At 65.3% G+C, this 17,016-nt stretch carries 15 protein-coding genes; 12 read left to right on the top strand and 3 right to left on the bottom strand.

Annotation, left to right across the window (positions count from 1 at the left end; all coding sequences use genetic code 11):
• The coding region (locus AC1D2E_RS30550; protein WP_478200870.1) for an efflux transporter outer membrane subunit at window positions 1-1,380 on the bottom strand (1,380 nt) is incomplete at its 3' end.
• Window positions 1,381-1,488: 108 nt separating this feature from the next.
• Here AC1D2E_RS30550 and AC1D2E_RS30545 point away from each other — a divergent pair.
• From AC1D2E_RS30545 to AC1D2E_RS30520, 6 genes are all read left to right on the top strand, one after another.
• Window positions 1,489-2,106, top strand: a complete 618-nt coding sequence (locus tag AC1D2E_RS30545) for a TetR/AcrR family transcriptional regulator (protein ID WP_478200869.1) — start codon at window positions 1,489-1,491, stop codon at window positions 2,104-2,106.
• An 85-nt stretch (window positions 2,107-2,191) separates the two neighbouring features.
• On the top strand, window positions 2,192-3,295 hold the full coding sequence (locus tag AC1D2E_RS30540) for an efflux RND transporter periplasmic adaptor subunit (protein ID WP_478200868.1): 1,104 nt from the start codon (window positions 2,192-2,194) through the stop codon (window positions 3,293-3,295).
• Window positions 3,292-6,366 carry an efflux RND transporter permease subunit gene (locus AC1D2E_RS30535; RefSeq protein WP_478200867.1) on the top strand — a complete coding sequence of 1,025 codons (3,075 nt, stop codon included), beginning with the start codon at window positions 3,292-3,294 and terminating at the stop codon, window positions 6,364-6,366. The genes AC1D2E_RS30540 and AC1D2E_RS30535 overlap by 4 nt, the downstream gene beginning before the upstream one ends.
• 41 nt (window positions 6,367-6,407) lie before the next feature.
• Window positions 6,408-7,214, top strand: coding sequence for an oxidoreductase (locus AC1D2E_RS30530; RefSeq protein ID WP_478200866.1), 807 nt, complete (start codon window positions 6,408-6,410; stop codon window positions 7,212-7,214).
• A gap of 56 nt (window positions 7,215-7,270) precedes the next feature.
• Window positions 7,271-8,173 carry a LysR family transcriptional regulator gene (locus AC1D2E_RS30525; protein ID WP_478200865.1) on the top strand — a complete coding sequence of 301 codons (903 nt, stop codon included), beginning with the start codon at window positions 7,271-7,273 and terminating at the stop codon, window positions 8,171-8,173.
• Window positions 8,174-8,469: 296 nt separating this feature from the next.
• The gene (locus AC1D2E_RS30520; protein ID WP_478200864.1) at window positions 8,470-8,757 is read left to right on the top strand and encodes a hypothetical protein; all 288 of its coding nucleotides are present in this window, start codon (window positions 8,470-8,472) and stop codon (window positions 8,755-8,757) included.
• Between the two features lie 51 nt (window positions 8,758-8,808).
• On the opposite strand, the gene AC1D2E_RS30515 is transcribed toward AC1D2E_RS30520, so the two are convergent.
• On the bottom strand, window positions 8,809-9,972 hold the full coding sequence (locus tag AC1D2E_RS30515) for a citrate synthase (RefSeq protein WP_478200871.1): 1,164 nt from the start codon (window positions 9,970-9,972) through the stop codon (window positions 8,809-8,811).
• An 83-nt stretch (window positions 9,973-10,055) separates the two neighbouring features.
• Between AC1D2E_RS30515 and AC1D2E_RS30510 the strand changes: the two genes are divergently transcribed.
• From AC1D2E_RS30510 to AC1D2E_RS30495, 4 genes are all read left to right on the top strand, one after another.
• A complete protein-coding gene (locus AC1D2E_RS30510; RefSeq protein WP_478200863.1) occupies window positions 10,056-11,009 on the top strand; it encodes a 2-hydroxyacid dehydrogenase in 954 nt (317 codons plus the stop codon).
• Window positions 11,010-11,025: 16 nt separating this feature from the next.
• Complete coding sequence (locus AC1D2E_RS30505; RefSeq protein ID WP_478200862.1) at window positions 11,026-11,775, top strand: fumarylacetoacetate hydrolase family protein; 750 nt, start codon at window positions 11,026-11,028, stop codon at window positions 11,773-11,775.
• A complete protein-coding gene (locus tag AC1D2E_RS30500; protein ID WP_478200861.1) occupies window positions 11,772-12,536 on the top strand; it encodes an SDR family oxidoreductase in 765 nt (254 codons plus the stop codon). Before AC1D2E_RS30505 ends, AC1D2E_RS30500 begins: the two co-directional genes overlap by 4 nt.
• 83 nt (window positions 12,537-12,619) lie before the next feature.
• Window positions 12,620-13,594: a Bug family tripartite tricarboxylate transporter substrate binding protein gene (locus AC1D2E_RS30495; protein WP_478200860.1), complete on the top strand. Its 975-nt coding sequence runs from the start codon at window positions 12,620-12,622 to the stop codon at window positions 13,592-13,594.
• Window positions 13,595-14,267: 673 nt separating this feature from the next.
• Here the strand turns inward: AC1D2E_RS30495 and AC1D2E_RS30490 are convergent.
• On the bottom strand, window positions 14,268-15,239 hold the full coding sequence (locus tag AC1D2E_RS30490; RefSeq protein WP_478200859.1) for a cation diffusion facilitator family transporter: 972 nt from the start codon (window positions 15,237-15,239) through the stop codon (window positions 14,268-14,270).
• 176 nt (window positions 15,240-15,415) lie between these two features.
• Between AC1D2E_RS30490 and AC1D2E_RS30485 the strand changes: the two genes are divergently transcribed.
• Together AC1D2E_RS30485 and AC1D2E_RS30480 are read left to right on the top strand one after the other, a co-directional pair.
• Window positions 15,416-16,021 (top strand): DNA-3-methyladenine glycosylase, encoded by a 606-nt coding sequence (locus AC1D2E_RS30485; protein ID WP_478175771.1) that lies wholly within the window; start codon window positions 15,416-15,418, stop codon window positions 16,019-16,021.
• Between the two features lie 232 nt (window positions 16,022-16,253).
• A partial coding sequence (locus AC1D2E_RS30480) for an IS6 family transposase (protein WP_478200858.1) occupies window positions 16,254-17,016 on the top strand: 763 nt, incomplete at its 3' end.

The raw sequence follows: 17,016 nt of genomic DNA, 5'->3' as shown, positions 1-17,016 counted from the left end.
CTCCGCCTCCGTTTGCGACAGCGCTCTCGCATCGGCCACACGCAGGAGGCTCTCGTCCGCTTTCAACACTTCGATCAGGCTGACGACACATCGCTGATAGGCCGCAAACGAGGCGCCTCGTGCACGACCGAGCGCCGCCTCGCCCTGCGCTAGCAAGGCAGCTTGATCTTCACGCTTGACCAGGGCGGAGAAGGCGTTCTCCACGTCTTCGGTCGCGCGCAGTGCGGTGAGACGATAGGCCGCGAGCAACTCCGCCTCCTGCCCTTTTGCGAGTTCGATCTGCGCATCGATGCGCCCGAAATCGAACAGGCGCCAGCGCAGGCCGAGCAGGGCCGCGGCCTGGCTGGCGCCGCTGGTGAACAGGTTGCCGCTGGCCACGGATGTGGCGCTGCCGATCCCCGCCCCCAAGGACAGTTTCGGGTAGTACTCGGCCATGGCCACCCCGATCCGAGCGTTGGATGCTTCAAGGCGCTTCTCGGCGGCGATCAGGTCGGGCCGCCGGCGCAGCAGCTCGCCGGGTGATCCGGCGGCGCTGATGCGCGGTGCGACGGGAATGGCAACCGGTCCTGCCAGTTCGGCACGGTGAGCGCCCGGCGTCGCACCCAGCATCACGTCGAGAGCGTTCATGGCCGCAGCCTCGCCCGCCTCCAGCACTGGAAGCACCGCACGGACCTGTGCCAGCGCACCTTCGGCCTGCCTCAACTGAAGTTCGGCAGCCAGCCCTTTGCCATAGAGCAACTCGACCTTCGAGAGCAGTTCCTGCTGCGTTTCGACTTGCCGRCGCGCCACGTCGAGGCGGGCCTGCAGTCCGCGTAGCGTGATGTAGATGTCTGCCGTCTGCGCAGCCACGGCCAGCCGGGTGGCGGCTGCGCCGGCCTCCGATGCCTGGTAGTCGGCCAGCGCCGCCTCACGGCCCCGACGCAGGCCGCCGAAGATGTCCAGTTCCCAACTTGCGCCAACGTTGGCTTCATAGGCGTTGCCGTAGCGATCGAACCCTGGCTGCGAGTTCAGAACCTGGCCCAACTGCGTCTCGACCGACTGGTAGGCTCGGGCAGCTTGTCCGCTGAGGTTGCCCGTGGGCAGCAGCGCTGCGTTCGCCGCACCGAGTCCAGCACGGGCCTGCGCCACGCGGGCAGATGCTTGCGCGAGATCGAGGTTCTGCGTCAGCGCGAGTTCGACGTAGCGGGCCAGTTGCGCATCGCCAAACGCAGACCACCACGCGACTAACTCGGCATTCACGGCAGCGGTGCGCCGGTCGAGGGCTGCTTTGCCGATGAACTGGTCCGGCAGAGGGGTGGCGGGCCGGACATAGTCTGGACCGACAGCGCAACCGGCGAGAAGGCTGAGAAGCAAGGGAATGACAAGGGTACGTTGGGACATTGGCAATTTCCGGAACGAATGGCACGAAACCATCAAACGAATGGAGGTGACTATAATTCAGTTTGGTCACTCGTTGTGGCTTTTTTCCGGGAGCGTTAAGCTGTCGCCATGAGCAATGCAACTTCTTCTCCCCCCGCCACAAGGGGGCCGGCAGATCATGATGTGCGCGAGCAGATCGTCCTCGCGGCCACCGAGCACTTCAGCCGATACGGCTACGAGAAGACCACGGTTTCCGACCTTGCCAAGGCCATCGGCTTCTCCAAGGCGTACATCTACAAGTTTTTCGAGTCCAAACAGGCGATCGGAGAAATGATCTGCTCGAACTGCCTGCACGAGATTGAAGCGGACATCCGCGCCGCGATCGACAGTACCAACCGCCCACCCGAGAAACTGCGCCGCATGTTCAAGGCCATCGTCGAATCGGGCCTTCGTCTTTTCTTCCAGGACCGCAAGCTCTACGAGATCGCCATCTCGGCGGCCAGCGAGCGCTGGCAGTCGGCCATCGCACACGAAGCGAGCATTCGGCAGTTGCTCATTGAAGTGCTCAAGCAAGGCCGCGACTCCGGCGACTTCGAGCGCAAGACGCCGATCGACGAGACGGCTGCGGCGATCTATCTGGTCGTTCACCCCTACATCAACCCCCTGATCCTGCGGCACAGCTTTGATCACACCAACCAGGCGCCGGCGCAGCTGTCGAGCCTGGTCCTGCGCAGCTTGTCCCCATGACAACCAAATATTCCTTGTGACCATTGACTAGGTTGGTCACTGGTATCAAAATTTGGGTCCTGATCGTTTCGTCAATGGGACCCGCATGCTTTCGCGCCGCTTCGCTACATCCGCACTCCTCTGTGTCTTGCCATTCGCGTTGGTCGCTTGCGACGACAAGGCGCCGCCAGATCCCCGCACCCAGACACCGCTGGTGCGCGCTGCCACCGTCCAGGCAGCCGACTCCGCCTCGCGCTCCTTCACAGGGACCGTAGCTGCGCGGGTCCAAAGCGACCTGGGCTTCCGTGTCTCGGGAAAGGTGCTTGAGCGCTTCGTGGACGCGGGTCAGACCGTCAAGCGCGGGCAACTGCTCATGCGCATCGACCCGGTCGACCTGAGGTTGGCGGCGCGCGCACAGCAGGAGGCCGTGGCCGTTGCCCGGGCGCGTGCGAAGCAGGCGAGCGACGAAGAACTTCGCTATCGCGACCTGCGCGGCACTGGGGCCATTTCCGCCTCGGCCTACGACCAGATCAAGGCTGCGGCAGATGCTGCACAGGCCCAGCTCGGTGCGGCCGAAGCACAGTCGGAAGTCGCGCGCAATTCCGACCGCTATTCAGAACTTGCCGCCGATTCGGACGGCACGGTGCTGGAGACACTGGCCGAGCCCGGCCAAGTGGTCAACGCCGGGCAACCGGTGGTGCGCTTGGCGCAGGCGGGGCGCAGGGAGGCGGTGATCCAGTTGCCCGAAACGCTGCGCCCTGCGCTTGGCTCGGGCGGGCAGGCCACGCTCTTCGGCAAGGAAGGCACTGCAGTGGCGGTGAAACTCAGGCAGATCTCCGATGCGGCTGACCGGCTCACGCGCACTTTCGAGGCGCGATACGTGCTCGAAGGCGAACTCGCCAACGCGCCCCTGGGCGCCACGGTCACGCTCCACATCGCGGACGGCATGCCCGCCAAAGCCGGCAGCGTGCAGGTGCCCATCGGCGCCCTGTTCGACACCGGCAAGGCAACCGGCGTGTGGGTCGTCAGCGGCGATCCGTCGACGGTGCGCTGGCAGTCGGTGGCGGTCGAACATCTGGACGACGACCGTGCGCGGGTGAGCGGTCAACTCAAGGAGGGAGATCGGGTTGTCGCGCTCGGGGCGCACCTGCTGCGTGAAGGCGAGCAGGTGCGTATCGCGACGTCGACCGTGAGTGGAGCCCGTCCATGAGCGAAGGCCGCTTCAACCTGTCGGCGCTGGCTGTACGCGAACGCTCCATCACCTTGTTCCTGATCTGCCTGGTCTCGCTGGCGGGCCTTGTCGCCTTCTTCAAGCTTGGCCGCGCGGAGGATCCCGCCTTCACCGTCAAGGTGATGACCATCATCACGGCCTGGCCCGGCGCCACGGCGCAGGAGATGCAGGACCAAGTCGCCGAAAAGCTCGAGAAGCGCCTGCAGGAGTTGCGCTACTACGACCGCGCGGAGACCTACACACGACCCGGGCTGGCCTTCACGACCCTGACATTGCTCGACAGCACCCCGCCAGCGCAGGTGCAGGGAGAGTTCTATCAGGCGCGCAAGAAGGTCGGCGACGAAGCGAGCAACCTGCCGGCCGGTGTGATCGGGCCAATGATCAACGACGAGTACGCGGACGTCACGTTCGCCCTCTTCGCGCTCAAGGCCAAGGGAGAACCACAGCGTGTGCTGGTGCGCGATGCAGAAACGCTGCGCCAACGCTTGCTGCATGTGCCGGGCGTGAAGAAGGTCAACATTGCCGGTGAGCAGTCGGAACGAATCTATGTCGAGCTCGCGCACGACCGGCTCGCGACGCTGGGCATCGGCCCGCAGGACGTGTTCGCCGCGCTCAACAGCCAGAATGCGCTGAGCCCGGCCGGGTCGGTGGAAACCAGAGGCCCGCAGGTCTTCATTCGACTGGACGGCGCATTCGACACGCTGCAGAAGATCCGCGATACGCCAGTGATCGCGCAAAACCGGACCTTGAAGCTGTCGGACGTGGCCACGGTCAAGCGTGGCTACGAAGACCCGGCCACGTTCATGATCCGCAGCGGCGGCGAGCCCGCGCTTCTGATCGGGGTGGTCATGCGGGAAGGCTGGAATGGCCTCGATCTGGGCAAGGCGCTGGACGTGGAGGCCCGTGCCATCAACGCGGAGTTGCCCCTGGGTCTGAGCCTGACCAAGGTCACGGACCAGTCGGTGAACATCAGCGCATCGGTCGACGAGTTTATGGTCAAGTTCTTCGCGGCCTTGCTGGTGGTGATGCTGGTGAGCTTTCTCAGCATGGGCTGGCGTGCCGGCCTCGTGGTGGCCGCGGCAGTGCCGCTGACACTGGCTATTGTCTTCGTGGTGATGGCCGCAACCGGGAAGAACTTCGACCGTATCACGCTCGGCTCGCTCATCCTCGCGCTCGGCTTGCTGGTGGACGACGCCATCATCGCCATCGAGATGATGGTCGTGAAGATCGAGGAGGGCTACAGCCATGTGGCCGCTTCTGCCTACGCCTGGAGCCACACGGCGGCGCCGATGCTCTCGGGCACGCTGGTCACAGCCGTCGGCTTCATGCCCAACGGCTTTGCGCCGTCGACCGCGGGTGAGTACACCAGCAACATGTTCTGGATCGTCGGTATCGCGCTCATTGCCTCCTGGGTGGTTGCCGTGGTGTTTACACCCTACCTGGGCGTCAAGCTATTGCCGAACTTCAAGAAGATCGAAGGCGGCCACGCAGCGATTTACGACACCCCCCGCTACAACCGATTGCGTCGTGTGCTGGCGCGCGTCATTTCTCGCAAGTGGCTGGTGGCGGGCGCCGTGGTGGGTCTCTTCATCGTCTCGATTCTCGGCATGGCCGTCGTCAAGAAGCAGTTCTTCCCGATTTCCGACCGCCCCGAAGTTCTCGTCGAAGTGCAGATGCCCTATGGCACTTCGATCACCCAGACCAGCGACGCCACGGCCGAGGTCGAAGCTTGGCTTTCCAAGCAGCCGGAGGCGCAGATCGTTACCTCATACATAGGACAGGGCGCGCCCCGCTTCTATTTTGCGATGGGGCCCGAACTGCCCGATCCGTCTTTCGCCAAGATCGTGGTGCGCACGGCGAGCCAGGAGGAACGCGAATCCTTGAAGTACCGGTTGCGTCATGCCATTGCCGACGGCCTCGCGTCCGAGGCCCGGGTGCGCGTGACCCAGCTCGTGTTCGGCCCGTACTCGCCGTTTCCCGTCGCCTACCGTGTCACCGGACCCGATGCGAACGAGTTGCGCAAGATCGCGCACGAAGTGCGCCAGGTCATGGATGCCAGCCCGATGATGCGCACCGTCAATACCGACTGGGGCACCCGTACGCCGACGCTGCACTTCACCCTCGACCAGGACCGCCTCCAGGCCGTCGGGCTGAACTCCAGCGCGGTCGCGCAACAACTGCAGTTCCTGCTGAGCGGCGTGCCCGTGACCGCCGTGCGTGAGGACATCCGCACGGTGCAGGTGGTGGCCCGTTCCGCCGGCGCCACCCGGCTCGATCCCGCGAAGGTCGTTGACTTCACCCTCGCCGGAGCTGGCGGGCAGCGCATTCCGCTGTCGCAGATCGGCGAAGTCGCGGTGCGCATGGAGGAACCGGTCATGCGCCGGCGCGACCGCATGCCCACGATCACGGTGCAGGGCGACATCGCCGATGGACTGCAACCGCCCGACGTGTCGACCGCGATCACCGCGCAGCTGCAGCCCCTCATCCAGAAGTTGCCTGCCGGCTACCGCATCATCCAGGCCGGCTCCATCGAGGAATCGGAGAAGGCGACCAAGGCGATGCTGCCGCTGTTCCCGATCATGCTGGCGGCCACCCTGCTCATCATCATCTTCCAGGTGCGCTCGATCTCCGCGATGGTCATGGTGTTCCTGACGAGCCCGCTGGGGCTGATCGGTGTCGTGCCGACATTGCTGCTGTTCCAGCAGCCCTTCGGCATCAATGCGCTGGTCGGACTGATCGCGCTGTCGGGCATCTTGATGCGCAACACGCTGATCCTCCTCGGGCAGATCCACCACAACCAGGAACAAGGGCTCGACCCGTTCCGTGCCGTCGTGGAGGCCACCGTGCAACGTGCCCGCCCCGTGGTCCTGACGGCGCTCGCGGCCATCCTCGCGTTCATCCCGCTGACGCACTCGGTTTTCTGGGGCGCGCTGGCCTACACATTGATCGGCGGTACGTTCGCCGGGACGATCCTGACGCTGGTGTTCCTGCCGGCCATGTATGCCATCTGGTTCAGGATCCGGCCCGGCAGCAGCCCGGCAACCCATTGATGGCGCGTCTTCACCATTCATTCAAGATCGAAAGAACCACCATGTCAGTTTCATCAGTTGTCGTCATCACCGGCGTGTCCTCGGGCATCGGGCGCGTAGCCGCGGAGATGTTCGTCGCGCGGGGCTGCCGCGTGTTCGGCACCGTGCGCGACCTGCGCCATGCGCCCGCGCAGGCCGGTGTCGAGTTCGTCGAGATCGACGTTCGGGAAGAACGCTCGGTTCAACTCGGCGTCGAATCCGTCATCGACCGTGCCATGCGCATCGACGTCCTGGTCAACAACGCGGGGATGATGATGATCGGCGCGGTCGAGGAAACCTCGACGGCAGAGGCCGCGGCGCTCTTCAACACCAACGTCTTCGGCATGCTTCGCATGACGCGCGCCGTACTCCCTCACATGCGTGCGCATCGTCGTGGGCGAATCGTCAACGTCAGCTCGGTACTCGGTGTGCTGCCGGCGCCATACATGGGGATCTATGCGGCCACCAAGCATGCGGTGGAAGGGTTGTCTGAATCGCTCGATCACGAGGTGCGCCAGTTCGGCATTCGCGCGGCCCTGGTGGAGCCGGCTTTCACCCGGACCAACCTCGATGCCAATGCGCCTCGAGTCAAGGCACGGATCGCCGGGTACGACCGCGAACGCGACCTGGTGACGGCCTCCGTGTCCCACAGCGTCAGCAGCGCGCCCGCACCGCACAGCGTGGCGAGCACCATCGTCGACGCGGCGCTCGGCCCGTGGCGCATGCGCTACACGCCCCCCGGGCAAGCGTCGCTGCTGACGAAGTTGCGCCGCTTCCTGCCGTCGGGGCCCGTGGACGCGAGCCTGCGAAGAAAACTCGGGCTCGCCTGAGGGCCGAGCGTTCAGAGCGTCTAGACAAACATCGCCCATCCAAGACGGAGAACATCGTGGATAGCTTGGATCTCCTGCGTACATTCAACGACGTCGCCTCTTCCGGGAGTTTTTCCCGCACCGCCAAGCATCTGTCGCTGTCGAGGGGCACTATCAGCAAATACATCGCGACCCTCGAACGGCGCTTCGGCGTCAGGCTGCTGAACCGGACGAGCCGTGCCGTCAGCCTGACGGACGCTGGCCTCCTGCTTCTCGATAGAAGCAAGCCGATGCTTGAGCTGGCAGACCTCACGCAAGCCGAACTGCAGAAACGCGCCCTGGTCCCCAGCGGGCGCCTGCGCATCTCGGCGCCGCATGGCATGGACCTGACAGAGTTGCCGGCACTGATCAACGCTTTCCTTGGCCACTACCCGGAAGTCAGCATCAGTCTGGTTCTCACGAACCGGATGGTCGATCTTGCGGAGGATGGCGTCGACATCGCCCTCCGATTCGGGGCTATGGGCAACGAGAACCTGATCGTTAGAAAGCTGGTGCCGATGGAGCTTAGTGTCTGCGCCGCGCCCACGTACTGGCGCAAGTACGGCGTGCCAGCTCATCCCAGCGAACTCGCCCACCATGTCACGCTGATCAGCACCCACCTGAATCCTCAGCCCAAATGGCGTTTCGAAGCGGACGGTCAGCCCGTCGAGGTCGCGGTTCGCGGAAGGTTAGATGCGACCGAAGCCGGCCCATTGGTCCAGGCCGCGCTGCTGGGGGCTGGCGTTGTCTATCTGCCTTCGGCGATGCTTGAACCCTACGTTGAGAGCGGACGACTAGTCCCCGTCTTGTCGGAATTCGTTCGCAGCGACATGTGGCTCTCGGCCGTCTACCTGCAGCGTCGACACAGCACGGCGGTGCACCGTGCGTTCCTGGATTTTCTCACGACCAGGTTGAGCCGGCAGGTCGCGGATGAGATTTGACATAAGGGGAGATGACGCCGGCTACGCTGTAGGCCCCGAGTAGAAATGTCCGTTTTCCCCCGAATAGAAATGTCGCATCGTTGCGCCCCCGGTCTTTGGGATGCGAGGTGCGGCGATGGGGCAATCAACGGCGACGATTACGATGACGATGCGCGAAGTCGATCGCATCAAGACGATGCAAGCACTGGCCGACCGCATGCTGCGACCCGCCCAAGCCGCAGCCCGTTTGGGGGCTGACGGTGCGCCGGGTCGCACGCTTGGCGCAGCGCTATTTCGGAGACGGTCCTGAGGGATTGATGTCGCGCAAACGCGGTCGACCCAGCAACCGTCAATTGGCCGTTGACGTGGCCGATCGGGCCCTGGCGATCGCGCGTGAGCGCTATGCCGACTTCGGCCCTCGATGGAGAGACGCCCTTCATCGTCATCATGCGGAAATCGCCGTGGACGAGAGCCGCCGGGTCGCTGTGCGCGGGTTCGTGATCCTCGAGCCAGCGCAGCGCCAACTCGAACACCGGCCGCAGCGTGCCATTGGCGCGGTGCGCCGCCTCCCGATGTCTGAGGGGTGGAAGAGGCTCATTTCGTAACCGCCAGGAGCTGAACAGCGCGATGCGAATAAGGCTTGCCGCCCACTTCGCTCAGGCCCGCATGCCCTGAGCCATGTCCGGCATCCGCCCCACATAGCGCCCGCGCGGGCGGATCACTTGCGCCACGCCGAGTTGCTCCAGGCTGTGCGCCAACAGCCCGACGCTGCGCGCCGTTGCGAACAAGCCGAAGGCCGCATCGGCGGGCAGTCGGTGGTGCGCCACCAGCGCGGCCAGGGCGACGTCGATGTTGGGCTGCAATCCGGTCAGCTTCGTCACCTTCTGGATGAAGCGCGCGATGACCTCCGGAGGCTCGAACAAGGCCAGCAAGGCGGCCGCGCGCGGATCGCCGTCGGGATAGAGGTGATGACCGAATCCTGCCAATGGCAAGCCGGTCGACAGATAGTGGGCCACCACCTGCTCCTCGCCCAGCCGCTCCACTTCGCTGAACAGCGCCTGAACGCGGCCCGACGCATCGCCATGCAAGGGGCCCGAAAGCGTGGTCAATCCGGCCAGCAGGCAGGCCGGCAACGAGGCGCCTGTCGAAGCCGCAATGCGTGCCACGAACGCTGAACTGGTCAGTTCGTGGTCGACCAGCAAGACCATGGCCGTCCGCAGCAACTCCGCCACCTGGGTCGATTGCTGCCACCCTTGCGCAAGGCGCAGATGCAGCCCTTGCTTCCCTGGCTGGGCGCCGAACGCATTGGCCAGCTGACCCACCAGGCTCTGCCCCTCGCTGTGCAGCACCCGGGTCAGACGTCCACGCGTGGAATGTCCTGACGCGGCCAAACGGGCCAGGGCAGTGAAGGCCGCAACGCGTCCAGGTTGGCCCGAGCGCATCGGCGTCGCGCATGAGAAGTCGACGGCTTGCTCGGCGTCCCACAACAGCCGAGCCACATCTTCCAGGGTGGCCGATGCGGCGAGGCGCACGGCATCCTGGCCCCGATAGTGCGGACGTCCGCGAAAGAATGCGCAGAGGGCGGTCGGAATGCTGGGCTCCGAGCCGAACAGCGTATTGGCGGCCAGCGTCTCGTGCTTGCGGCCTGCCTGCTTGCGCTTGGCCAGGCCGGCGACGTCTTCGGCGCGGTAGAGGCTGCGGCGCGTGTCAGCCGGATCCGGCATGACTTCGAGCTTGCCGCGGCTCACGTAGGCGTAAACCGTTTGCGGTTGCACGCCGAGAAGGTCGCATGCCTCGCTCATCGAAATCCAGGAAGCCATGATCAAAGGAGGGAAGAAAGTATTTATATTGATTTTATACATCAATATTGACGCTATGATCAATCGTTAACTAGCATGCAGGCATGAAGCCCCAGGTCCTGCAACTCAATCCGATCCTGATCCCAGCGATCAACGAAGAGCTCGCATCGCTCTACACCGTCCACAAATTCTTCGAGACCGGCGACCAAGAGGCCTGGCTGCGTGAACATGGCGCATCCATCGACGCCGTCATCACCGGCGGGCACACCGGCATCTCGCGGGCCATGCTGGAACAGCTGCCTGGCTTGAGGGTCGTGGCAGTCAACGGCGTCGGCACCGACGCCGTCGATCTGGCGTACTGCCGGGAACGTGGCCTGCCCGTCACCGCGACACTTGGCGCGCTGACCGAAGACGTGGCCGATCTGGCCATCGGCTTGCTGATCGCCGCCTGCCGAAACCTGTGTGCCGGCGACCGCTTCGTGCGCGATGGCCAGTGGGAACGCTTCCCCCAGCCCAGCGCCATCCCGTTGGCCCGCCGGTTCAGCGGCATGCGGGTCGGCATCGTCGGCATGGGGCGCGTGGGCCGCGCCGTCGCGGTCAGGGCAGCGGCCTTCGGCTGCCCGATCCGCTATACCGATCTGCGTGCCATGGACGACGTTGCGCACAGCTTCGTCCCGGACCTGGTGGACCTCGCGCGCGACTCCGACGCGCTGGTGCTGTGTGCGGCCGCGGACTCGGCTGAAGGCATCGTCAACGCGGCCGTGCTCGATGCCCTCGGACCCCGCGGCTTCCTGGTCAATGTTGCGCGCGGCCGTCTGGTCAACGAGGCCGACCTGACAGAGGCGCTGACCGCCGGTCGCATTGCCAGTGCGGGCCTGGACGTGTTCGTCGACGAACCTCACGTTCCTCTGGCGCTGCGCCAGTCCGACCGCGTGACCCTTCAGGCCCATCGCGCCAGTGCCACCTGGGAGACTCGCACCGCCATGGGCGAGATGGTGCTTGCCGGCATCGCCCAAGCTTTGGCAGGCGAACGCCCGACGATGAGCCTGACCACCTGAACTCCAGGGCATATCCATGAAGGATCTCGTATTTCCCGCGCCGGCACTGACCACGCTGCCCGTGTGGGGTCAGACAGCGCTTTTCCCGGTGGGCCGCGTGTTCTGCATCGGCCGCAACTACCGCTGGGGCCAGGACGAGCAGGCCGGGCCCCCGGACCTTCCGGCCTGGTTCATGAAGCCCGCCAGCGCGGTGGTGCAGGCGCGCGGCCTGCTGCCTTATCCCCCGTGTACCGGGGACTTCTGCCATGAGATCGAAATGGTCGTGGCCATCGGTCATGGCGGTCGGGACATCGATCCGGCGGAGGTGGAGCCGCATCACATCTGGGGCTATGGCGCAGGCCTGGATCTCACGCGGCGCGACCTGCAGCAGCAAGCCAAGCGTACCGGTGGTCCCTGGGAGGCCGCCAAGGCCTTCGACCACTCGGCCCCCTGCACGCCGCTCGTGCCGGTTGCGCTGTGCGGCCACCCCCGGCAGGGGGCTGTGTGGCTGGCGGTCAACGGCATCGAGCGTCAGCGCGCCGACCTGTCCGAGCTCTTGTGGCCGGTGCCCGAACTGGTGGCCATGCTGTCGAGGTCAGTGACGCTCGCGCCCGGTGATCTGATCTGCACCGGCACACCCGCAGGCGTGGGCGCGCTGCAACCAGGCGATGTCGTCAGCGGGGGGGTGGCGGACATCGGCCGCTTCTCCGTGACCGTGGACGCCGCGCCTGCACCCGTCCGTGCCTGCAACCACTCCACATCACCCACGTCAGGAGACGCCCCTTGAGCGCAACCACCTCCAAGAAGATCGCCCTGGTCACCGGCGCAGGCAGCGGCATCGGCCGCAGCGCGGCCCTCGGGCTGCTGGACGACGGCTGGGCCGTCGTGTTGGCAGGCCGCCGTGCCGAGCCCCTGCAGGCACTGGCCGCCGAGGCCGAGGCGCGGGGCCAGACAGTGATGGCCGTGCCCACCGACGTGACAGATCCCGACAGCGTGCAGGCGCTGTTCACCGCGATCGAACGCAGCTTCGGCCGACTGGATCTCTTGTTCAGCAACGCCGGCGTGAACGCCCCGGCGGTGCCGATGGACGAGTTGCCGCTGGAGAAATGGTTCAGCGTGCTGAACACCAACGTGACCGGCGTGTTTCTGTGTGCGCGCGCGGCCTTCGGGCTGATGCGCCGCCAGTCGCCGCAGGGTGGACGCATCATCAACAACGGCTCGGTCTCGGCGCACACGCCGCGCCCCTTCACCGCGCCCTACACCGCCAGCAAGCACGCGGTGTCGGGCCTGACCAAGGCCTTGGCACTGGACGGCCGGGCATTCGGCATCGTGGCCAGCCAGATCGACATCGGCAATGCGCTGACCGAGCTGTCCGAGCGCATGACGCGCGGGGTCCTGCAAGCCAACGGCACGATCGCGCCCGAACCCATGATGGACGCGAAGCACGTGGCCGACGCGGTGCGTCACATCGCCGCGCTGCCGCTCGGCGCCAACGTGCTGAACATGACCGTCATGGCCAGCGCCATGCCCTTCGTCGGGCGCGGCTAGAGAACCCGATGCAGAGCCACGGGCATCGACGGGCCCGCCGGCGCTGCATGACGATTCGACCCATCAGCAAAAGGAGACACCCCATGCAACTCACCTCCCCGTTCAAGATCCTTGCCGTCTCGGCGGTCCTGGCCGTGGTGCCGGCCTTGGCATCTGCCCAGGCCTACCCGACCCACGCCATCAAGATCATCGTGCCCGCCCCGCCGGGCGGCGCGATCGACACGATCGCCCGCGTTGTCGGCGACAAGCTCGCGTTGTCGATGGGGCAGCCGGTGGTCATCGACAATAGGCCTGGCGCATCGAACAACCTCGGCACGGATGTGCTCGCCAAATCAGTGCCCGATGGCTACACCATCGGCATCGTGGGCGGCAGCCACAACACCAACAAGTTCCTGTTCAAGAACCTGGGCTGGGATCCGGAGAAGAGCTTCGAGCCCATCGTCTACACCCACGAGGTTCCGCTGGTGTTCGCCATCTACCCGCAGATCCCCGCCAGGACACTGCCCGAGTTCGTGGCCTGGATGAAGGCCAATCCGGACCAGGCCAAGGTCGCCACGTCCGGCCGCGGCAGTGCACAGGAAATGGCGGCCGAGATGTTCCGCATGGCGAGCGGCGTGCAGATGCTGCTGGTTCCCTACAAAGGGTCTTCCGCCGCCCAGCCGGATCTGCTGGCCGGGCGCACCGCGCTCTACATCGACACGATCAGCGCCATCCAGTCGCAGGTGAAGGCCGGCAACGCACGCGCCGTTGCCGTGTCGACCCGGAAGCGGGCAGCGTCCCTACCGGACGTGCCGACCGCGGAGGAACAAGGGCTCAAGGGCTACGACGCCAATACCAATGGCGGGTTCCTGGCGCCTGCCGGCACGCCCAAGGCGATCGTCACCAAGCTCAATGCCGAGATCAACGCTGCGCTGAAGCTGCCCGATGTGCGGGCCAAGCTGGAGGCTGCCGGCATCGAGATCCAGGGCGGAACGCCGCAGGAGTACGCCGCGGTGATCAAGTCCGACCTCGCCAAATGGGGCAAGGTCGTCAAGGAGGCGGGCATCCAGCCGGAGTGAGTCGGCGGCGGGGTTGGTGTCCCAGGAAGTGGTGAAAGCCATTTCGCGAATGGATTCTGACGAAGGCGATCGGCGCGGGATATCTTGTGCGGTATTGGACATTGGATCTGTATCCTTGGGGCGGCAGGTTTGGCGTCACGCGATCTCTCGCTCGGAGATACCTTGGCGCATCTGCGCAAGGACGCTTCGGTACCGGGCTCGATCCTCTTGCGGCTCGCCGATAAATGTCGCCGAGATCATCCAAGGGCGACGTTCATGCAATGTTATTTCAATGGCTGCTCGAGCGTGGCGGCGTTGACGCCATCTCCGCGCCTGCACAAGTAGGCGGCCCTGCTTCGCCGCGCCTGCAATAGACAGCAATCGCGCGAAGTTCATCACACCTCAACTGGAAAGCTCCTGCCAAAATTGCTCTCATGCCTCCTCCGGACACAGTCTCCGCTTCGCTGAATCGGGACACCTCACGCCCGACGCAAGACACAGCCACATCTGGCCGCCGGATCATCGGATCAGCAAACCGAACCCGCCAATCGCTTCGGCGCGGCGGCCAGCATCATCGATCGCCTCGACACCCGACCACAGCACATGCGGCTGCGTCGGCCTTGGTGGAGGCTCTGGTAGCCGCGACGCTTGCGTCACGCTCGCAGTCGTCGATCTCAAGCCAATACCGCCGCGCCTAATTGTTGATTTCCTCTTCCTCGGGGGCGGCCAGAGTCAAAGTGGCGATGCCGACGTTCCTGTGGGTCATGATCTGCTGCTCCAGCCGGCGCAGGATTCGGGCGAGTTCGGCTTGGGAATGCTCGCCGGCGATCTCGATGCGCGCAACGAGAAGGATGCGATCCGGGCCGATGAACTCGGTGTACAGGAGGGTGACTCTCTTGACGTCGGGCGACTGCTTCAGCAGCCCGATCGCAATCGCCCGCCGATCGACGGGCAGCGGCATCCCGGCGAGGTAGCGACGGTTCAAATTGACCAGAAACAGCCCTGCGATCCCCATCAGCAAGCCCACGACGATCGAGCCTGCTGCGTCGTACGCCACATTGCCGGTGACGTCGTGCAGCAGCATGCCCAGCCCCGCAACGGCAAGACCAACCAGCGCCAAGAAGTCCTGAGTCACTACCGTCCGCAGTTGCGAATCGGAGGTCTCGAGCACGTGCTGGACCGCACTCCGCTGAAGCGCAGCCGCACGTCGGCGCAGGAATCGAAGCGCCTGGAAGGTCGAGACGCTTTGCAACGCGAACGATCCGATGATGACGGCGTACCCAAACCGGTAGTCCGTCGGCGCGTCGGGCATGCTGAGCTGATGGATGCCGCGCCATATCCCGACTTGCGCGCCCAAGGCGAGCATGGCGATCGAGCCGAACATCGACCAGACATACGACTCCCGGCCATAGCCGAGCCGATGCTGCCCGTCGGCGGGACGCCGGGCGGCGAGATATGCGGCGACGAGGAAGCTGTCCGTGAGGCCATCGACCCATGAGTGCACGGCCTCGGCGGTCATTGACGCGGAGCCGGTCAGAACCGCGGCCAGCGTCTTCACGAGGGCGATCGAAGTTCCTGCCGCGAAGGCCAGCATGACCGCCGACTTGCCGCCGGGCTTGTCAGCGTCGACGCCGAGGTGGCGATGAAAGCGGTGAAACGCTCTCATGACAGAGCGCCTTGTCGCCGTTGGCGAGCCTTGAGGGAGGTCATCTTGAGCTGATGATGCCACCTGCCAGGCCATGCGCCACCGGGGACTGTGGGCCGCCTGCGACAACGAGTCTCGCTTCGGAAGGCCCTTCGTCCGACCCCGATTTTCTCCCGCGCGGATAACATGCGGCGCAGATGTCTTCCGCCGCCTTGCTCCCGGCTGCCGCGTCGATCGGCTTCGAAGGCCTGTCGCACGAAGTCGCGCGCCGGCTGATCGGCGTCACCCTGCTGGTCGATGGCGTGGGCGGACGCATCGTCGAGACCGAAGCCTACGACAGCACCGAGCCGGCGGCTCACAGCTTCGGCGGCCCGCGGCCGCGCAATGCCGCGCTGTTCGGACCACCAGGGCACGCCTACGTCTACCGTTCCTACGGCATCCACTGGTGTCTCAACTTCGTCTGCCGCGAGTCAGGGCACGGCGCCGGGGTGCTGATCCGCGCGTTGGAGCCGACCCACGGCGTTGCGCGCATGCGAAAGCGGCGCGGTCTCGAGGACCTGCGGCTGCTGTGCGCTGGCCCTGGCCGGGTCGGCCAGGCGCTCGGTGTCGACGGCAGCCTCAACGGCATGGCGCTGGACGCGCCGCCCTTCGCGCTGCTCGCGCGACCCGACGAGCACCCGCCGCTGAAGGTCGAGGTCGGGCCGCGGATCGGCATCTCGAAGGCGATCGAGCTGCCCTGGCGCTTCGGTGAGAAAGGCTCACGCTACCTGAGCAAGCCGTTCCGACGGTCGACGACCTCTTGAGTGTCGCGGCCCGGCCGTATCGCACCCTCTGGAAGATGACGATCGAGGAACGCAAGAAGCAGTTCCCGGACGGCGAGCGAGACCTCATGAGCAAGGAGGTCAGGATGGCCCAGAGACCACGGGAGAGACGCAGCTCGACCAGGAGCGGTAGCTGCAGCATCAAGGATGTGCCTCTCTTGGTGGTTCTGTCGCGATAAGCCAGTCGATAAGCCGGTCGGCCGCAATCGAGCCCATGGTACCGCTGCACGTCCAACTTGCGAACTCAACCCTGCGAGGGGTGCTCAAGCGGCTGCATTTCCCGCTGGAGATCATGCTGGTGTGCGTTCGCTGGTACGCGGCCTACCCTTTGAGCCTGCGCAACCTGGAAGAGATGATGGCCGAGCGCGGTGTGCTGGTCGACCACGCCACCGTCCACCGCTGGTCACTGAAGATGTTGCCCGTGTTGGCCAAGGTGTTTCGTCGACGCAAGCACCCGGTGGGGCGTTCATGGCGCGTCGACGAAACCTACCTGCTCGTGGGCGGCCAGTGGAAGTATCTGTACCGAGCCGTCGATCGGCTGGGCCAGACGGTTGACTTCCTGCTGACCGCGTGCCGTGACACGGCGGCAGCGCGCCGGTTCTTCGAGCGCGCAATCGCCCAGCACGAAGTGCCGGAGAAAATCACCATCGACAAGAGTGGTGCCAACACCGCTGCAGTGCGAGGTCTGCTCGCCGATCGCGGCGGCGTCATCGAACTGCGACAGTCCAAGTACTTGAACATTGGCCGCAGGCATGTGGGCACGTTGATGCAGCGCATGGGCATCGCGGCGCTTGCGCCGCAACCGGGAACGAGCAAGCGCGCACCGGGCCACAAGATCTACCCGTACTTGCTGCGCAAGCTGGCGATCACGCGGGCCAATCAGGTGTGGGCGCTGGACACGACCTACATCCCGATGGCGCGCGGCTTCGTCTACCTCACTGCCGTGGTGGACGTGTTCAGCCGCCGCGTGCTGGCCC

Source organism: Variovorax sp. P1_H2 (assembly GCF_056405295.1).
This window is presented reverse-complemented; position numbering and strand designations above follow the sequence as displayed.

Excerpts from the sequence above, each read along its gene's own strand:
- AC1D2E_RS30545 (WP_478200869.1), top strand. The coding sequence starts at position 1,489 with ATGAGCAATGCAACTTCTTCTCCCCCCGCCACAAGGGGGCCGGCAGAT.
- AC1D2E_RS30540 (WP_478200868.1), top strand. The coding sequence starts at position 2,192 with ATGCTTTCGCGCCGCTTCGCTACATCCGCACTCCTCTGTGTCTTGCCA.
- AC1D2E_RS30535 (WP_478200867.1), top strand. The coding sequence starts at position 3,292 with ATGAGCGAAGGCCGCTTCAACCTGTCGGCGCTGGCTGTACGCGAACGC.
- AC1D2E_RS30530 (WP_478200866.1), top strand. The coding sequence starts at position 6,408 with ATGTCAGTTTCATCAGTTGTCGTCATCACCGGCGTGTCCTCGGGCATC.
- AC1D2E_RS30520 (WP_478200864.1), top strand. The coding sequence starts at position 8,470 with ATGTCGCGCAAACGCGGTCGACCCAGCAACCGTCAATTGGCCGTTGAC.
- AC1D2E_RS30515 (WP_478200871.1), bottom strand. The coding sequence starts at position 9,972 with ATGGCTTCCTGGATTTCGATGAGCGAGGCATGCGACCTTCTCGGCGTG.
- AC1D2E_RS30510 (WP_478200863.1), top strand. The coding sequence starts at position 10,056 with ATGAAGCCCCAGGTCCTGCAACTCAATCCGATCCTGATCCCAGCGATC.
- AC1D2E_RS30505 (WP_478200862.1), top strand. The coding sequence starts at position 11,026 with ATGAAGGATCTCGTATTTCCCGCGCCGGCACTGACCACGCTGCCCGTG.
- AC1D2E_RS30495 (WP_478200860.1), top strand. The coding sequence starts at position 12,620 with ATGCAACTCACCTCCCCGTTCAAGATCCTTGCCGTCTCGGCGGTCCTG.
- AC1D2E_RS30490 (WP_478200859.1), bottom strand. The coding sequence starts at position 15,239 with ATGAGAGCGTTTCACCGCTTTCATCGCCACCTCGGCGTCGACGCTGAC.
- AC1D2E_RS30485 (WP_478175771.1), top strand. The coding sequence starts at position 15,416 with ATGTCTTCCGCCGCCTTGCTCCCGGCTGCCGCGTCGATCGGCTTCGAA.